The sequence below is a fragment of the Bacillus sp. FSL K6-6540 genome (assembly GCF_038007545.1).
Genome location: NZ_JBBOXH010000002.1, coordinates 1,594,912 through 1,611,744, shown reverse-complemented (window position 1 = coordinate 1,611,744; position 16,833 = coordinate 1,594,912). Strand labels below are relative to the sequence as shown.

Here is a 16,833-nt window from a genome sequence, read left to right as displayed (position 1 = left end):
TGCGCCCATTTTGTCATGTTTTCTTGAAAATCGGTTTGATCCTCCAGAAATGCGCTTGCGATTGTTATATTGGTAAATGTATGCTGCTCGGTTAAAAGTGTTTTCGTTTCTTCACTTAAATGGCTGGCGGAATATAGCTCGCCTTTTAGCTGGCAACGCAAACTGAACCATTTCTCAATAATATCCGCAGTGTTGTCTATGATATATTGATATAATAATTGATCGATATTCACGGTCTGTCTCCTTTTTCGTAATAGAAGCACTTTCATTATAAAATGATAAATCGGAATTGTGAATAAGACTAGAGAAAAATCAATTGATTCTGCTCTCTGAGAGCATTCCTGCTTCATATCCTTAGGCGAATGCACCAATAAGAGTCCGCCCGCATAAACTGCAATGTACAGTTTACAATGAGAAAGGACGTTATCACATGTATTATGTTGATCCTTATATGTTTGCGGGGCATTTTTATGAGCCTTGGCCTGCTTTTGAATATGAATACCGATATCCATGGCCTGGCATTGGCAGCGGCGCTGTTCCGGGCTCTGGCGGCGGCTCCGGCCCTGGCATTGGCGGTGGCGCTGTTCCAGGCTTTGGCGGCGGCTCCGGCCCTGGTATTGGCGGTGGCGCTGTTCCAGGCTTTGGCGGCGGCTCCGGCCCTGGTATTGGCAGCGGTGCTAGCCCAGGCTTCGGCGGTGCGCCGCAGGGACCTCCTCCTTCCCAAATACCAGCGAAACCCCCAAAACCGCAGGGTTCTCAAGGAGCCGTTTTGTTAGTTGAACCAATCACCATTCGTCCTTGCCTTTTCCGATTTACCTATGTTTGGTTAACCAATGGCCGCTCCTTTTGGTTTTACCCGATCATCCTTGGCAGAAGGTCTGTCGGCGGCTTTTATTGGGATTCCTCACGGCGCCGCTGGGTTTATTTCGCCTTAGACACAAATCACATCGATGTTGTAAGCTGCTCATTTTAAAAATCAGCCGGTTTCCCGGCTGATTTTTTTATGTTACTTCGGCCGTAAACAGGTTATAGTATTATTATCTTTTCAACTTGGAGGTTTCCCTATGATCAAACAAATTGGCACTGTTGCTGTATATGTCGAGGACCAGCAGAAAGCGAAGCAATTTTGGACAGAGAAGGTAGGCTTTGATATTGCAGCGGACCACCCAATGGGACCTGAAGCAAGCTGGCTGGAGGTTGCGCCAAAAGGGGCCGAGACTCGTTTAGTCATTTACCCGAAAGCCATGATGAAAGGCTCAGAGCAAATGAAGGCTTCTATTGTGTTTGAATGCGAAGACATCTTTGGTACATACGAGAAAATGAAGACAAACGGTGTAGAATTTCTCGGTGAGCCCAATCAAATGGAGTGGGGCACCTTCGTTCAATTTAAGGACGAAGACGGAAATGTGTTTTTATTAAAAGAATAAACTGTTGCGCACGGCGGTTCGATTCCGCCCTGCGCTTTCTTTGACATTGAGAATGAATTTCATTTACAATTATTCATATGTGAGAATGATTGGAGTGAGACAAATGTTTGTACAGTTGAGAAAAATGACGGTTAAAGAAGGCTTTGCAGATAAAGTCATAGAACGTTTCAGCGCTGAAGGAATCATTGAAAAACAAGAAGGTTTAATTGATGTGACAGTGCTTGAGAAAAATGTGCGCCGCGGTGATGAAGAAGTTGTTGTCATGATTCGCTGGGAATCAGAGGATCACTGGAAGCAATGGGAAAAAAGCGATGCGCATATCGCCGGCCATAAAGCAAACAAAGGCAAACCAAAGCCTGACTATCTGATCAGCACTGAAGTGAGCATGTACCATGTACGTGCTGTCAAACAAGGGACATACAATCAATAAAAAGCTTGCGCCTTGCTGCAAGCTTTTTTCTAAGAGTCATGTTGATCTGCTTTGTTCGTACGTTACAGTATACAGCGGCTTATTTTTATGCCATTCTGCAAATAACACGTCCTCTGTCTTATCAATGTTCTTCTTTTTCAATTCTTGTTTCAGCCACTGTTCATCCACACCTGCTTCCTTCAAATTATCCCGCACAATCTCTCCATCTATGATTAACGTGATCGGCAGAGAAACGGACTTCGAAGGAATCTGCAAATCCTTATTTGTCGGTTTGTCAAAGTCTGATTTTGGAAGCACGCTGACCATCCCGTTTGTTTCAAGAATCGCATATTCTACTTCTTGGATCGAAAAACTCCCCGCTTGCCTCAATAGGCTTTGCAGCTGGTTAATGTCTATCTTATTTTTCTTCATTACTTTATATTGAAGCTCTCCTTTGCGGATGACGATATTCGGCTCACCCTCCAAGAACTTTCGCGATGATTTCATTTTTTGCGTGATAAATTCAATAACATAAATCAGCACGCCCCACAGCAGCGAAGCAAAAATGATTTCTTTGATTTTGATATCATGATCGTAGACGGCATTTCCGACCAATTCTCCTAAAATTAAAGCAGAAATAAAGTCAAACGGCGTAATTTGAGAAAATTGGGTTTTCCCGAGAAGCTTTAAGATAATAAATAAAATGCCTAAACCGCAGACCAATTCTACCGCAACACTTAAATAATCTCCCATATTGATAGCACCTACTTCTTGATTATACTATCAGTATGGTCAATGGTTTCTTTTCTAAACCGGAAAAGCTCCGCTCAACGTTGCATGGTGCATTGGAGCATGTCATTGAAAAGCTGCTCTGCATCACTGCGGTCAATCCTGACAAGCGGGTCATTGAGGAAAGCTTGAAACGCGAGGCCAGTATCCTTTGTTAGACCTGCTTCCGACACTGCCTCTTGATTGGATATATGCCTAGCCGCCAGCATTTCCACACCTCTCGGAAGCGCTCCGGAAAAAATCGGCTGGACACGGTTCCTTGTGATGAATGCGTTTGTTTCGACAATGGCTTGTATAGGAAGGTTTGAGACCTGGCCTTGATTCGGCATATTTACATTTGTGACGAGTTCACCCAATCCGAGAAGAGCCGCTATGATGTTCACGCCTTCTTCTCCCGAAGCTTTCTCAGCAACGCCCCGTTGTTGCACGATCAACCGTTCTGTTTCTTGTCGTTTCTCTGCTCTGTCTTGTTTTCTGAATGATATAGGTGTGAGATGAAATTTCCATACTTCAGGCTGTTTGAGGTATGGACCGGGAAGAAACTCTGCCAGATGCCTGTCTCCCGCAGCAGGGATGGCGCCATACGTTTCAAATAAATCAAACGCAACACGGTGTGCCGAACAAAAGACGCTGTCCCTCCAGCTTTCCCCCTCCAGCTCATATCCTGATTCCCCATAGTGCGCGCTGAATTCACGGAATATAGGCAGCAGGTCAATATGGCGATAAGAGGCTTCCGTAATCCATGTAAAATGGTTAATGCCGAGCACATTAACGCGGATATCCTCACGCCGCGGCATCTCTATCCCCAGCCTTTCCGTGACCATTTCCGCCAATAGCTTTTGCGTCCCGAATACCTCGTGGCAGCAGCCAATCGCTTTGATGCCGGGAAACACTTTATACAGCACTCTTGTACAGACAGACATCGGGTTTGTATAATTAATGACCCATGATTCAGGTGCGTAGTCTCTTATTGCCCGGGCAATTTCCGCAAATATCGGCACAGCACGCAAGCCCCTGATGATCCCTCCAGGCCCGACAGTATCACCTACAGACTGATAAATACCGCAGCGCTCAGGCAAGTGGACATCGACTTCCATATCATCCAGTGATCCCGGCAAAATGGAAATAATGACGATATCAGCGGCTGATAACGCCTTTTTCAAAGTAGAAACAGCCTCATATCTCCATCTGCCGTTCCCGCTGTGATTGCCGATCACTTCATTTTTCTGAGCGGCTTCAAAATCAAGATCATAGAGCGCCACCGTGCCTGACATCCGTTCATCAATCGACAAATCACTCATCAGGCTTCTGGCCCAGCCTTGGGACCCCCCGCCGATATAGGCAATCTTAATCTGATCTAATGTACTGATATGAAACACTCCCTTTCTCAGCCTTTCACCGAACCGATCAGCATTCCTTTTGCAAAGTGTTTTTGTAAAAATGGATAGACCGCCAAAATCGGCAGCGTCGCAATGACAATGACAGCGAGTTTAATTCCCTGCTCCGGCGGAACTGCATTTTGCATCGTATCACCATTGGTCGCCGTTAAATCCGATAAAATTGTGACTTGGCGAAGCACCATTTGCAGCGGCCATTTTGCACTGTCATTGATATATAAGAGAGCGTGGAAGAAATCATTCCAAATCCCGACCGCATAAAACAGCGCAAAGGTCGCAATAACTGGCTTTGACAGTGGCAGGGCGATCCGCCAGAAGACGCCGATTTCGGAACAGCCGTCAATTTTTGCTGATTCCTCCAGCTCGCGCGGCAGCTGCTGAAAGAAGTTTTTGATAATAATAAGGTTGAACGGATTAATCGCCATCGGCAGAATCAATGCCCAATACGTATCCAAAAGGCCAAGTGATTTTACGACAAGGTACGTCGGAATCATGCCGCCTGAAAACAGCATGGAGAAAATCACCAGATTCAACAGCAGATTCCGTCCCTTCACATGCCGCTTCGCCAGCGGATATGCCATCGTGAAGGTGAAAAACAGCTGTACAGCCGTCCCAACCACCGTGATGAAGATGGACACGCCCATGCTTCGAAGGAACGTCGGTGTCGAAAACACATACTTGTAAGCATCAAGTGTAAAGGTTTTCGGGAAAATAAAGAAGCTCCGCTGGGCGAGTTCCGCTTCTGTCGCAAAGGAACCGGCGATAATATATAAAAACGGCAAAATGGTAATCGCGCCGACACCGCCGAGAAACAGAATGTTGCAGACGTCAAACACCCGTCCGGCTTTGGTGTTGTGCATCGTGTGAATTTCAGCCATACCTCTCCCTCCTCTAAAACAATCCTTCCTGATCAAACTTTTTCGCAATGTAATTGGCGCCAAAAATCAAGATAATCCCGACAACTGATTTAAACAAACCGACCGCCGTGCTGTAGCTATATGCCCCTTGGGTAATCCCCATCATGTACACATACGTGTCGAAGATGTCAGCCACACTGCGGTTGAGTGAGTTCGTCATCAAATACACCTGTTCAAAGCCAAGATTCAAAAAGCTGCCGATTCTTAAAATCAACAAAACGATAATGGTGCTTCTGATCGCCGGCAGCGTAATATGCCACATTCTCCTGAACCGCCCCGCTCCGTCCATGATGGCCGCTTCATACTGCTCTTGATCAACCGTAGCGAGCGCTGCCAAAAATAGAATCGTTCCCCAGCCTGTTTCCTTCCAAATGCTTTGCATCACAATCATCGGCCGGAACCAGTCTGCATCCGACAAGAAAGAAATCTGCTCACCTGTCAGGCTCATGATCATTTTGTTGATCACACCTGTATCGACAGTAAAGAAAACGAAGGTGATGCTGACCACAATTGTCCATGATACAAAATGGGGTACGTAAATGAAGGTTTGGATACATCTTTTATACACGGCCTTTCTTACCTCATTCAAAAGCAGGGCTAAAATGAGAGGCGCGGGAAAGGCAAACAAAAGATCCAGGCTCGCCAGCATGAGGGTGTTGCGCAGCAGCCGGAAAAAATCCGGATTCATAAAAAAGTCTTTGAAATAATCAAAGCCGACCCATTCGCTTTTCCAGAAGCCAAGATATGGCGAGTAGTCTTTAAAAGCGATCAGCACGCCCCACATCGGCAAGTATTTAAAAATCAAAAAATAAAGCAGACCGGGAATAAGAAGAAGATAAAGCCATTTGTCCCGTTTGAGCGCAGCCATCCAGCTGATGCCTTTTCCAGCGGTGAGAACAGGTGAATCTCCCTTCTTCGGCACTGTTTCCATATCTGTTCTCCTTTCGTGTTACCGGGGCGCCCGCCGAAAGGCAGGCGCATCGGTTTATTTTGACGATTGGTACAATTTGTTCAAGTCCTTCATCAGGTCATTGCCGCCGCTTTTTTTCCAAAGCTCCACTGCATCAGCGAACCCTTTTTCATCAATTTCTCCAATGATAAATTGTGTTCTCGCGTCGAGGATGATGTTGTCAAGCTGGGCACCTTTTTGGGTATAGACATCAGATACAAGCGACTCAGCCGGGTTAAAGACGGCTATTTTTTCTCCTTCGGTTATGATGTCCTTGCGATGCTGGAAGAGCTTGGTTTTCTGGTCTTCGATGTAATACTCGCTTTTCGGAATCGACATGCTGAACTGTGCCAAGCCTTCATGCTCATACAGGAGAGATTTGTTATTTTTTTCAAGTGAAGTGAATACGCCGTCCTTGAGCTCGTAATTGCGGCCCTTCACTCCGTTGTTCGTGAGAATCTGCGCTTCCTTATCATTCATCTTATCGAGGAAGGACAGCACCTCTTTCAGCTCTTTTTCAGTTTTGACGCTTGATTTTGGTATCGTGATCATGCCTGAATAACCAGATGTCGGGAAAGTGCGCTTGCCATTCGGTCCCTCAAGCGAGCCGACGATATCAATGATATCCTTGTTCGACTCATCCGCCTCCTCCATCGCGCTTTGGATTTGAGACGCTCTTGAGCCTGTATCAACGATGACACCCGCTTTTCCTTTTACAACCGGATCATTCCACTTCGCAGAATCCATGACAGCAAAATCCTTATTAATCAATCCCTCATCATAGAGCTTTTTAAAAAACGTGAGCGCATTCATGTATTCCTTCGTTGTAAAATCTGGAATCAGCTTTCCGTTTTCAACACCGTAGCGGTTCGGAGCGCCGAACCAGATTTGCAGAACATCCCATGGGCTTCCGTTGCCGAGTCCCATCCATTTCGGCACGACCATGCCGTACGTATCATCCTTGCCGTTTCCGTCAGGATCTTTTTCCTTAAAGGCTTTCAGCACTTCATAGAAATCATCAAGCGTTTCCGGCATATCCAGACCGACATTTTTCAGCCAGTCGGTTCTGATGATCATACACGCCCTGATCAGATCCCTCGTTCTGTAGATTCCGTACACCTCGCCGTTCACCGAGCTGTTCTTCAAAATCTTTTCATCTGCCTGGCTTAAATTCTTGTAGTCTTTTAAATAAGGAGACAGTTCCCAAAACGCCCCTGCTTTGACAGACTTGATAAAGCCGGCTGACTTATCTTTAATGACAATCGCGTGAGGCATCTCTCCTGAAGCCATGACGATGTTGAATTTGTCGTTGTAGGATGAATCAGGCACCCATGTGACCTTAATCTCTTTGCCTGTGTATTTTTCGAGCGCTTTTAATGAAGGGCTCTTATCACTTGGGCTTTCCGGCGATAAAAGCGGCGCCATAATTTTGATCGTATCTTTCGAACCGCTTGCTGAATTGGATGTTTCCGAATGGCTGCATCCGGTGATCATCATGGCAGCAAGCGGCAAGGCCATCCATTTTTTTCGCATTCTTATTTTCATGTTGCGTAAGTCCCCCTTTTTTCAATTTGCATTTCCCCTTTGCCCCTCTCAATATAAAGCGCTTACATAAATTCTTGCAATCTTCATTTTTTGCACCATTTCTCCTATGAAATTCCGGCTGTTATCCTTTTTTGCCCGATGTTTCTTTTTTTGCCGGAAGGGAATCTCCGATCAGTTCCAGTGCCGCTATGACATTTAAACACCATTGAGAGACAGTGTTCGTTGTCACCCATGGAAGCTCCTCTAGCTGCATCCATGTCTCGATGCGCTCCGGTTTGATCGGAAGCGGCGTATGGCTGAGCTTATCTTCTAGCAAAAGATTCCACGCTTTGGCGGCGAGATGAGGATCTTGTTTTTTTCTCGCGGCGTAGGCTGTCATACCGGCGGCGAACATCGGCCAGTGAAAATGCCCGTCATGAAGAGCGCCTCCGCTTTTTTTTCGTTTTTCCTCATCACTTAGTGTGTAAAATTCGCCGAATTCACTCAGCATATCCTCCCATTCCCAGTCATCAAGAAGCTCAGCCAGCTCCATCCACACTTGCGGCGCGCCGAAGGCAATGATCATATGATATCCGCCCGCAATGCCGTCTCCCATATGATGAAGCATCGAGGTCGCCGGATCATATTCAAATGTCGGGCCAGATAATAAGCGGAGCGGCAGCCGCTTCAGACAGTTGATTCCCGTTTCGATTTTTTTGCGATATTCCGGATTTTCGGTCCGCTCCCATTCCGCCAGCCAGTTCGAGCAAAACGCCGCCCAGTCCGGTCCCGTTCTGGCGTGAGTCGGGTGCTTACCTTTCTCGTAAAAAGCGCGCATCGGATCGGTTTTGACGAGGGCATAATCGGCATCCTTCACTTCTGTCAAAAGATCTCCCGTTCGGTCATCACCCGTCAGATAATAATAGAATTTATGAAGCCCGGCCATGCTGATTCTCGCTTCCTTGCAGCCGCATCCCCAGTGCACAACATTATGCCGTGAGCCAAGCCCGGCATATTCACCGAGGTGAAAGCTGTCCGTTTCGCTCGTATGGCGGGTCATGGCTTCTGCCATGCGAAAGATATCCTCTCTGCCTGAGCGGAAAAACGCCTGCCACAGCCATAGGGTCGGAACGAGCTCATTGTTTTGCCATGCGTATCCGCCGAGATCGTACCGCCACATATGCCGGATCGGGTCATACGTATGCATGACATCGCCATAATGCCAAAAACCGTACCATCTGCGTTGCTCTACTTCCTTTTTATAAAACAGAAAGGCCGCATCAAGCTGTTCTTCCAGCTCTTTTTTGAGTGGATGGGATGTGTCAATGATGCTCCATACCCCGAGTGCTTTTGATTCGTAATAGACGTCCGGCTCGCATACAATGAGCGGCGGCGCCTGCCATTTGTCAGCCAGCGCATTGAGGACTTCGTCAGACGGCATGTGCGAAAAGCACGCCAGGCTGATTTCATTTGTGTTCGCAATGCCTGTCGGATCAGAGCGCATTTCATCAAAGCCTTCATACGCGCTGGCCACGTGGGTGTTTCCTGTATAATGCCGCAAATCCATCGCTTCGCCGTCCGGAGGCCAAAGCCAGATAGTCATTTTGGGGCGGCTGCCGGCAAGACCTGTGATTTCCAGTGCTGAAGGATATTTCTCAAAGAAATACCGCAGGCCGAGAGCCACACCGCCATTTTCGCCGCCCGCATAGCAAAGCCCCTTCGCCCGGCTGCCATGCAGCATTCCAACCCACGCATAATCTTTTCCGGTCCGTTTTGACAGGCTGTAATGATCGCTGGAATCTTGCACGAGCTTGACATCGTCCCAAACCGTATTCTGTGTGCCATGTGCAAACCATTCCTTATGCTCTTCATCTGGAGACAGCATTTCGCCATTGATTTGTTTTTCATAAAGCGGATATCGTTCATTGAATTTACGTGTGCCAAACAGTTGGGCGGGTTCTTTGTACATCCCTTTCTCTCCCGCAAAGCGGAAATGGCGGTTGTACGGCTCTCCCTCCAAAAAAAGGTCGAATTCGATGCCGAGCCCCTTAACGAATTCTAGTTTACCGCTCCTGTCAATCAGCTGCGTGTGCACAAGGCCGATCTCAGACAGCCCGGCATAAAACGTCAATCGGATGACAAACGGCAGCCATTCTTCATTCGTTTTATGGAGCACATGCACTCCCTCGATTTTGACTACTACTTTGACAGGACCACTCTGCTCAATCGCCGCCCGTTTGATAAAGCTGACAGACCTTTCATGCAAAAGAACCGTTTCCGCCGCCGACTCTTTTCTCGTTTCTCTTATTGCAACGAGCCTCCCGCCTGCGGCGATCGGCTTTCCGTTGATCTGCAATGATTGAATGAAATCAGATCCTGTTTTATGAATGGTACAAACGAGTGCTCCTGTATTCACTTGGATGTCATGCTCTGTCTCAAGAATGCTGAGCGATTTAGTTGGCTGCGGCACTTCTCTTTTGCGAACTGTAAAGCTTTGGTTTTCCTGACCGCCAAACACCGCCGCGTGCTTCGTCCACTTGATGCTCCCGTCCGGCCAATAGGCCGACGGTTCGCTTTGCACATATCGCGTTTCCGCGTTTTCATTCATAAGCGCCAGACGGTCTCCTTTTTTTAATTCTCCTTTTTTCCATGGCACGCCCCACGTCACGCCGCTTGTCAACTTTGGCTGTTCTGATAACCATTTGATCTTTTTCATCGGTCTCTCCCTCCATAGAAAAAAGCTGATTCGATGCAAAGAATCAGCTGTGATTGTCAAATTGAATCACACGGTATTCATGCGGTCCGACCGCCAGCCTCCCCGCCTTTTCCAAACGGTTCGTCAACAGATCTGTTCCCGCTTCCGGCAGTGTCACACTTCCTCCTTTTCCATCCATATTCACAACGATCCACACAAGGCCGTTATCGCCTTTGCGCGGGGCAACGATCGTGCCGGGTGTTACATCCGAGCGGACAGAAATGGCTGCCTCAGCGGCATAATGCCTGACAAGCGCCTCCAGCATCGCATCCCCTTCTTTCCCGGATGGAAGCGAGCCCAGCATGACAATTTTCCCCTCGCCGTAATTCCGTGCCGTCAGAAAAGCATGGCCCGCCCCCGGTCCTGCTTCAATCGTGCCAAGGGTGTTTCCGCTCTCTGTGTCAAACACCGCGCTCCACAGTCCGAGCGGCGCCGTGATGCCAAACGCTTTTCCTGTATTCACGTTCTCATTCATCGGAAAGGTAAAAAGTGTTTTGATCCCTGACGTTTTCTCAAGTTCGCCAAGTCCACAATCGGTATGAATGGTATGCTCACATGTGCGCCCTCCTGTCAGCGGCCCAGTGATCCAGATGCCGCCCGCTTCAGCGAATGCCGAAGCTTTTTTGATAAATTCAGAAGACAAATACGGCACAAATGGCGTAAACAGCAAGCGATAGCCGTCCAGTGGAGCGCCTTCCGGAATAAGGTCACGATGAATCCCCGTGTTGAGAATACGTTCATAAAAATGCGTCACAAGCGAACGATGCCGGAGTCCCCGGTGAGGCTCAGTTTTAATAAATGCTTTTGCTCTGTCAGAGTAAGTCATCGCCGCCTCGGCTTGAACGGGTTCAGTCGATAGAATAATAGGCTCGATTTCCTTTCTTGCCCGCTCAACCGCCAGCACATTTTGATAGCCGATGGTGGGTTCGCCCCAGGCACTGAGAACCGAACCGTGGGAAATCTCGCTGCCTGAACGCTGCTGTCGCCATAGCCAGTAGCAAAACCCCTGGCTCCCTAAGGCGTAGGACGATACGGCTTCGGCCTGCAAATACCCGTCTGCGTGCGGGTAAGCGGAGCTTTCAAGCGAGGCGGCATACGACGGACTCGTTTCCAAAATCCAAAACGGGCGCCCCTGTTTCAGATTTCTCCATAAATCACAGTTCAATAAAAAGGCAGAGGCGTTTTCCTGCGAAGCGTACGTGTCATAGGAGGCAAAATCGAGATTCTGAAACATTCGCTCATTGTCCACGCTGAACATGACTGATCCGTTATGCGTGATCGGCGCATCTGAATAGCAGCGGATGATTTTGGCCTGTTCATCCGCAAACGAAGCGATCATCTCCATCGAAAACAGCTGATACATAGTGCGTAGAGAGGCATGATGCAGAAACGGGGCCGGTCCCGGCTGCGGGACTTGCTCAAACGTCTGATAGGTCTCGCTCCACACATCGGTTCCCCAAGCTTCATTCAAGCGCTCAATTACCCCGTAGCGATTTTTGAGCCAGTCATGCCATAGGCGCAAGCATGTCTCACACATGCATTCTGCAACATGGCATTTAAACTCATTGTCTAGCTGCCATCCGATCAGCCCCGGGAGCCGGCCAAGCTCCTTGGCGATGGCTGTGGTGATGATGGCGGCTTTTTTTCGGAAATACGGGTTGTTCGTACAGGCATGCTGACGGGAGCCATGCCCCATGATCTCTCTTTTTTCATTGGCATGCATGCGTTCGGGCCGGCCATGTGAGAACCAAATCGGCGGGGTAGGCGTCGGCGTGCACATAATCGTTTCGATCCCGCTATCATACAGCCGGGCGATGATTTCTTTGAAAAAACCGACGTCAATTTTTCCTTCTTCAGGTTCCATGACAGACCAGGCAAATTCGCCGATCCGCACAACATTTACGCCAACTTCACGCATGATGTCAATGTCCTGCTGAATCGTCTCTTCATCCCATAATTCCGGATAATAGCAAGCGCCATGATACAGTTTTCTCATCACATTTTCACCTTTCTTTGATGATCGATTCTGTCAATGGCAGGCCGAGCTCCTTTATGCCTTTTGCCACAAGTTTCGCCATTTCATTTGCGCCTTTTTTTGTAAAATGCGTGTAATCGTTAATCCCTTCTGAAATCATAAAATAGGTGTACACTTTTTCCTCGCCCTTCTCAGTAAAAAAAGCGAGACTTTTCTCCATCAGATCAATGAGCTGGACATTCTCCTCTTCAGCCGTCTGCTTCATGGCAATGCAGTAATCAGGAAAATCGTTCAAAAATACGCCGTTTTCGTAGTGAAAGCGGGCTACGGGGGTAATGAGAAGCGGATGGGCGCCTTTTTCCCGCGCGCCTGCGATATACTGCTTTAAATATTGTTTATAAGTAGTGTAGGGCTCGGTGTAGCGCTCCGGCTTATTTTTCGACGCGTCATTATGGCCCATCTGCACGAACAGCCAATCATCCGGCTCGATCACATCGAGGATTGCCTGAAGCCTGCCCTCTTCCACAAATGTTTTCGAGCTTCTTCCCCCGATCGCTCTGTTGATCACTTGAATATGCTCCGGCAGATGCGAGCCGAGAAACTGCCCCCAGCCCCCTTGATTTGTGCTGTCTCCATACGTTTGAACAGTCGAATCGCCGGCAAGATAAATATGATTTGCCATTTTTCATTCCCCCTCGTTTTTTATACAGCTTCCATCACGGATAGCTCTTCCCTTGAAAAAGACCGGTGCGTACAGCGCTTGAGCATTGGTTCGTCCTGCCCGTTCTCTAATCATCTTGTCGTAGCGTTCAGCCTTTACGTCTTATCCCTTAGTCCTCCTACAGCGGCGCCTCCGCTTTGCTTCCCGCTATGTACAGGGCGGGCTTGGCGGTTTTTTCATTCCCGTTCCGAGGTAAAAGCTCGTGTGCGGCGGCTGGTTGTAGGCGGTATTCTGCCAGGCGATGCCGAGCCTGTAAACCGGATCATGCATCAGCGTGTAAAAGCGGTGGCGGGTGAGATGTGTCGTTGTATAGATACGGAGCGCGCTGCTGTCTTCCGTTCTCCATATCACTTCTTCCCGCCAGTCTCCGAACAGGTTGGCCTGAAGAACCGGGTTTCCTTTCGTGCCGTTGTTGGACAGCACGCCGGCCGGCTGAAATATCGTCTTCAGACAGCCGTTTTCAGCATCCCATTTTTCAATCTTTGGCCTGCCGATCGTTCCGTCCCAGTCATGATCAAGCAGTTCTCTGACCAAATCACCGTCCCACCAGATGGCGAAATTGGCTGAAGGGGGCGCTTTGTCGCTGATTTTTTCGCCTTTGCTCGTGAAAAGCCCGTACGACATGCCATCATTGCCCGGCGGATCAATTCCCCAGACGAGCGACCCTTTGTAGCTTGGGTCAATATGAGCCGCCATGCCCCGGCCAACGTCAGTTCCAGCATGGACGCCCCATAATATCTCACCGGTTCCGGCATCTCGCAGTGACAGTCCGTACGGCTTCGTGGCGTCCTCATGCACCTGGAACACTTCAAGCCCTTTTCGTGACGGGTCCAGATCCCCTACATGCATCGCGTCTCCGTGCCCGAGCCCCGTTGAGTACAGGCCGGTTCCGTCATGATCGACAGCCATTGCGCCGTATATGATTTCATCTTTTCCGTCTCCGTCGATATCCGCCACGCTTAAGCTGTGGTTCCCCTGTCCTGCGTACGCTTCATGTCCCGGCTGGTTGGAGTCAAATACCCAGCGTTTTTTGAGCCTTCCGTTTCTGAAATCGTATGCCACGAGCACGGCTCTCGTATAGTAGCCGCGCGCCATTACAAGGCTCGGCCGCTCCCCATCCAAATAAGCGATCCCGGCGAGAAAACGGTCCATCCGGTTTCCATAGCCGTCTCCCCAATCCTCCAGCTTGCCGCGGGGCGGTTCATATTCCACGGTCGTGAGCGCCTCACCGGTTTCTCCTTTAAACACCGTCAAATATTCCGGACCGGACAAAATTCTGCCCTGTTCGTTTCTAAAATCGGCATGCTCATCACCGATGATATGTCCTTTCCCGTCTGTTGTGCCGTCAGCTGTTTTCATGGCGATTTCTGCTTTTCCGTTACCATCCAGGTCATACACCATAAATTGCGTGTAATGAGCACCCGCCCTGATGTTTCTGCCGAGGTTGATGCGCCACAAAAAGGTGCCGTCCAGTTTATAGGCATCTATGAGCACCTCCCCGGTATAACCGTCATGAGCGTTGTCTTTTGAATTGGATGGGTCCCACTTCAGGATCATTTCATATTCTCCATCCCCGTCTACATCCCCGACACTGGCATCATTGGCGCTGTAAGTGTACGGCTTTCCGTCCGGCGTCACACCGCCTTCCGGTTTGGCAAGCGGAACCTCCAGGACATTTTCCTGCCAAACACGAGCTTCCTTGGAAAGCTTTTCTTCCCGTCCTTTATTGACAGCCGCCACTTGATAAACAGAGTCAGCCGTTCCGTTTTGATCGAGAAAATTAGTGCTTTCAGCGATTGGATCGCGGGTGATCCGCTTTCCATCCCGATAAAGGTGAAAAGCCGTCGTCTCATGATCCGTGCCGAGAAAACGCCAGCTGACAAACACGCCCTGTTCTGTCTTTACCGCAATCAAACCTCTGGTCAGGTATTCCATTTGCCTCTTTTTTGGTTTCATTTGATGGGAACGGGCTGCACGCAGCCCGTTCCTTCCCCCTTTCAGTTAAGGCGTATACATATTTGGTTTTGGCTGTTCCGCCATGCCGTCTCCTAAAAAGAAGCTTGTGTGCGGCGGCTGGTTATAGGCGACATTTTGCCAGGCGATGCCAAGCCGGTACACCGGATCGTGCATCAGCGTATACAGCCTGTGCTCAGTCGGAATGGTCGTCGTGTAAATGCGCAGAGCACTGCTGTCCTCCGTTCTCCACACGACTTCCTCGCGCCAGTCACCGAGCAGATCAGCCTGAAGCGCCGGTGTTGCTTTTGTGCCGTTGTTAGCCGCTGCGCCTGATGCAGTCAGCACATTTTTCGATACGCCGTTTTGATAATCCCACTTATCAATTCGGTTGCTGTCCAGCTGTTCCCGCAGCAGGTCGCCGTCCCACCAGATGCCGAAGTTGGTCGAGGACGGAACCCCGCTTCCAATTTTGACCCCTTTCGCTGAGTAGAGAGAACCGTTTGCCCACACTTCCTGTCCCGGATAACGCGGGTCAATATCAGCAGCCATTCCCCGGCCTACATCCTTGCCGGCATAAACGCCCCAAAGGATTTTTCCGGTTGCAGCATCCCGGAAAGATAAGCCGTATTTTGCATTTTTGTCCTCATGAACTTGAAACACCTCAAGCCCCGGCCGGCCCGGATCAAGATCTCCTGTATGGAGGGCATCCCCATGGCCTAAGCCGGTCGAGTACATGCCTTTCCCGTCATGATCAACAGCCATTGAGCCGAAAATAATCTCATCTTTTCCATCCCCGTCAACGTCCGCGATGCTCAGGTTGTGATTCCCCTGTCCGGCAAACGCTTCATTTCCTGACTTTGAGGAGTCCAGCGTCCAAAGCTTTGACAGCTTTCCGTCCCTGAAGTTATAGGCAACTAGCATGGTTTTAGCGTAATACCCTCTGGTCATGATCAGGCTCGGCCGCTGTCCATCAAGGTAGGCAATGCCGGCGAGAAAACGGTCAACACGGTTGCCGTAGCTGTCTCCCCAATCCGACACATTGCCGCGCGCCGGTTCAAAATTTGCGGTGACAAGCTCTTTCCCGGTTGAACCTTGAAACACAGTGAGATATTCAGGGCCTGAAAGCACACGCCCCTGTTCATTTCTGTAATCTGCATTGGCATTTCCAATTACTTTGCCCGTGCCGTCTTTTGTCCCGTCTGCCGTTTTCATTGCCACTTCTGCTTTTCCGTCACCATCAAGGTCATACACCATAAACTGGGTGTAGTGCGCGCCCGCTCTGATGTTTTTGCCGAGATTGATCCGCCATAACTTTGTGCCGTCCAGTTTATACGCGTCAATCAGCACGTCACCCGTATAGCCATCCTGTGAATTGTCTTTTGAGTTGGACGGGTCCCATTTCAGGATCAGCTCGTATTGCCCGTCACCATCCACATCGCCAACACTTGCGTCATTAGCGCTGTACGTGTAAGCTTCACCCTTTGGCGTCGTGCCGCCAGCCGGTTTATCCAGCGGGACGGAATGATACGGCTGCGCCCATACGGAGGCTTTTTCAGAAGCCGGCTGTTCGGTACCGTTTACAACAGCACGAACCGTATACGTTGAGCCCGCCGATCCGTTTTTATCCACATAGTTCGTGGTTTTGACAGGCGCAGCATTCAGTTTTTGCCCGTCTCTGTACACATTGAACAAAACAGATGCGTTTTCGGTTCCAAGAAACCGCCAGCTGACAAAAATGCCCCCGTCCGTCTTGACCGCTACAAGCCCCCGGTTCAGCGCTTCCATCTGCCGCGCTGCCCCTTCAGCTTTCACAGGACATACAGAGGTTCCCATCACCAACAAGACCAGCAACGTAACAGCGGTAAACATGCGTTTCCTTCGTGTAATCATCAGACAGCTCCTTCTCATTTATCTATAAGCGCTTACTTAAATTGAATTTTATGCGCTGTGTGAGCTGTCTTCAATTTCACTTTTTTGCATCTGCCTATTTCGGACACTGCACTTTTTTGCGTAT

At 49.2% G+C, this 16,833-nt stretch carries 12 protein-coding genes and 2 pseudogenes; 3 read left to right on the top strand and 11 right to left on the bottom strand.

Annotated features, from left to right (window positions below):
* A pseudogene (locus MHH82_RS40610) lies at window positions 1-269 on the bottom strand (hypothetical protein); the annotation flags it as partial.
* Window positions 270-430: 161 nt separating this feature from the next.
* Here MHH82_RS40610 and MHH82_RS40605 point away from each other — a divergent pair.
* The 3 genes from MHH82_RS40605 (at window position 431) to hmoA (ending at window position 1,857) form a co-directional block, all read left to right on the top strand.
* Complete coding sequence (locus MHH82_RS40605) at window positions 431-973, top strand: hypothetical protein (protein WP_064671886.1); 543 nt, start codon at window positions 431-433, stop codon at window positions 971-973.
* A gap of 91 nt (window positions 974-1,064) precedes the next feature.
* Window positions 1,065-1,427 (top strand): VOC family protein, encoded by a 363-nt coding sequence (locus MHH82_RS40600; RefSeq protein ID WP_003233803.1) that lies wholly within the window; start codon window positions 1,065-1,067, stop codon window positions 1,425-1,427.
* Between the two features lie 103 nt (window positions 1,428-1,530).
* Window positions 1,531-1,857: a heme-degrading oxygenase HmoA gene (gene hmoA, locus MHH82_RS40595; protein WP_003243958.1), complete on the top strand. Its 327-nt coding sequence runs from the start codon at window positions 1,531-1,533 to the stop codon at window positions 1,855-1,857.
* Window positions 1,858-1,893: 36 nt separating this feature from the next.
* Here the strand turns inward: hmoA and MHH82_RS40590 are convergent, their stop codons facing one another.
* From MHH82_RS40590 to rhgW, 10 genes and pseudogenes are all read right to left on the bottom strand, one after another.
* Window positions 1,894-2,589 (bottom strand): DUF421 domain-containing protein, encoded by a 696-nt coding sequence (locus MHH82_RS40590; RefSeq protein WP_032726686.1) that lies wholly within the window; start codon window positions 2,587-2,589, stop codon window positions 1,894-1,896.
* A 74-nt stretch (window positions 2,590-2,663) separates the two neighbouring features.
* Window positions 2,664-4,004 carry an alpha-galacturonidase LplD gene (gene lplD, locus MHH82_RS40585; RefSeq protein WP_072175475.1) on the bottom strand — a complete coding sequence of 447 codons (1,341 nt, stop codon included), beginning with the start codon at window positions 4,002-4,004 and terminating at the stop codon, window positions 2,664-2,666.
* Between the two features lie 8 nt (window positions 4,005-4,012).
* On the bottom strand, window positions 4,013-4,900 hold the full coding sequence (locus MHH82_RS40580; protein ID WP_003242715.1) for a carbohydrate ABC transporter permease: 888 nt from the start codon (window positions 4,898-4,900) through the stop codon (window positions 4,013-4,015).
* A 13-nt stretch (window positions 4,901-4,913) separates the two neighbouring features.
* Window positions 4,914-5,870 (bottom strand): ABC transporter permease, encoded by a 957-nt coding sequence (locus MHH82_RS40575; protein WP_003233808.1) that lies wholly within the window; start codon window positions 5,868-5,870, stop codon window positions 4,914-4,916.
* 54 nt (window positions 5,871-5,924) lie between these two features.
* Window positions 5,925-7,433, bottom strand: coding sequence for an extracellular solute-binding protein (locus tag MHH82_RS40570; RefSeq protein ID WP_072175474.1), 1,509 nt, complete (start codon window positions 7,431-7,433; stop codon window positions 5,925-5,927).
* Window positions 7,434-7,554: 121 nt separating this feature from the next.
* Complete coding sequence (locus MHH82_RS40565) at window positions 7,555-10,128, bottom strand: exo-rhamnogalacturonan lyase family protein (RefSeq protein WP_072175473.1); 2,574 nt, start codon at window positions 10,126-10,128, stop codon at window positions 7,555-7,557.
* 43 nt (window positions 10,129-10,171) lie between these two features.
* On the bottom strand, window positions 10,172-12,163 hold the full coding sequence (yesZ, locus tag MHH82_RS40560; protein WP_072175472.1) for a beta-galactosidase YesZ: 1,992 nt from the start codon (window positions 12,161-12,163) through the stop codon (window positions 10,172-10,174).
* A 7-nt stretch (window positions 12,164-12,170) separates the two neighbouring features.
* Window positions 12,171-12,824 carry a rhamnogalacturonan acetylesterase gene (locus tag MHH82_RS40555; protein ID WP_003233813.1) on the bottom strand — a complete coding sequence of 218 codons (654 nt, stop codon included), beginning with the start codon at window positions 12,822-12,824 and terminating at the stop codon, window positions 12,171-12,173.
* Window positions 12,825-12,981: 157 nt separating this feature from the next.
* Window positions 12,982-14,819, bottom strand: a pseudogene (gene rhgX / locus MHH82_RS40550) (rhamnogalacturonan exolyase).
* A gap of 45 nt (window positions 14,820-14,864) precedes the next feature.
* On the bottom strand, window positions 14,865-16,709 hold the full coding sequence (gene rhgW, locus MHH82_RS40545; protein ID WP_032726691.1) for a rhamnogalacturonan lyase: 1,845 nt from the start codon (window positions 16,707-16,709) through the stop codon (window positions 14,865-14,867).
* Window positions 16,710-16,833: the final 124 nt, after the last annotated feature.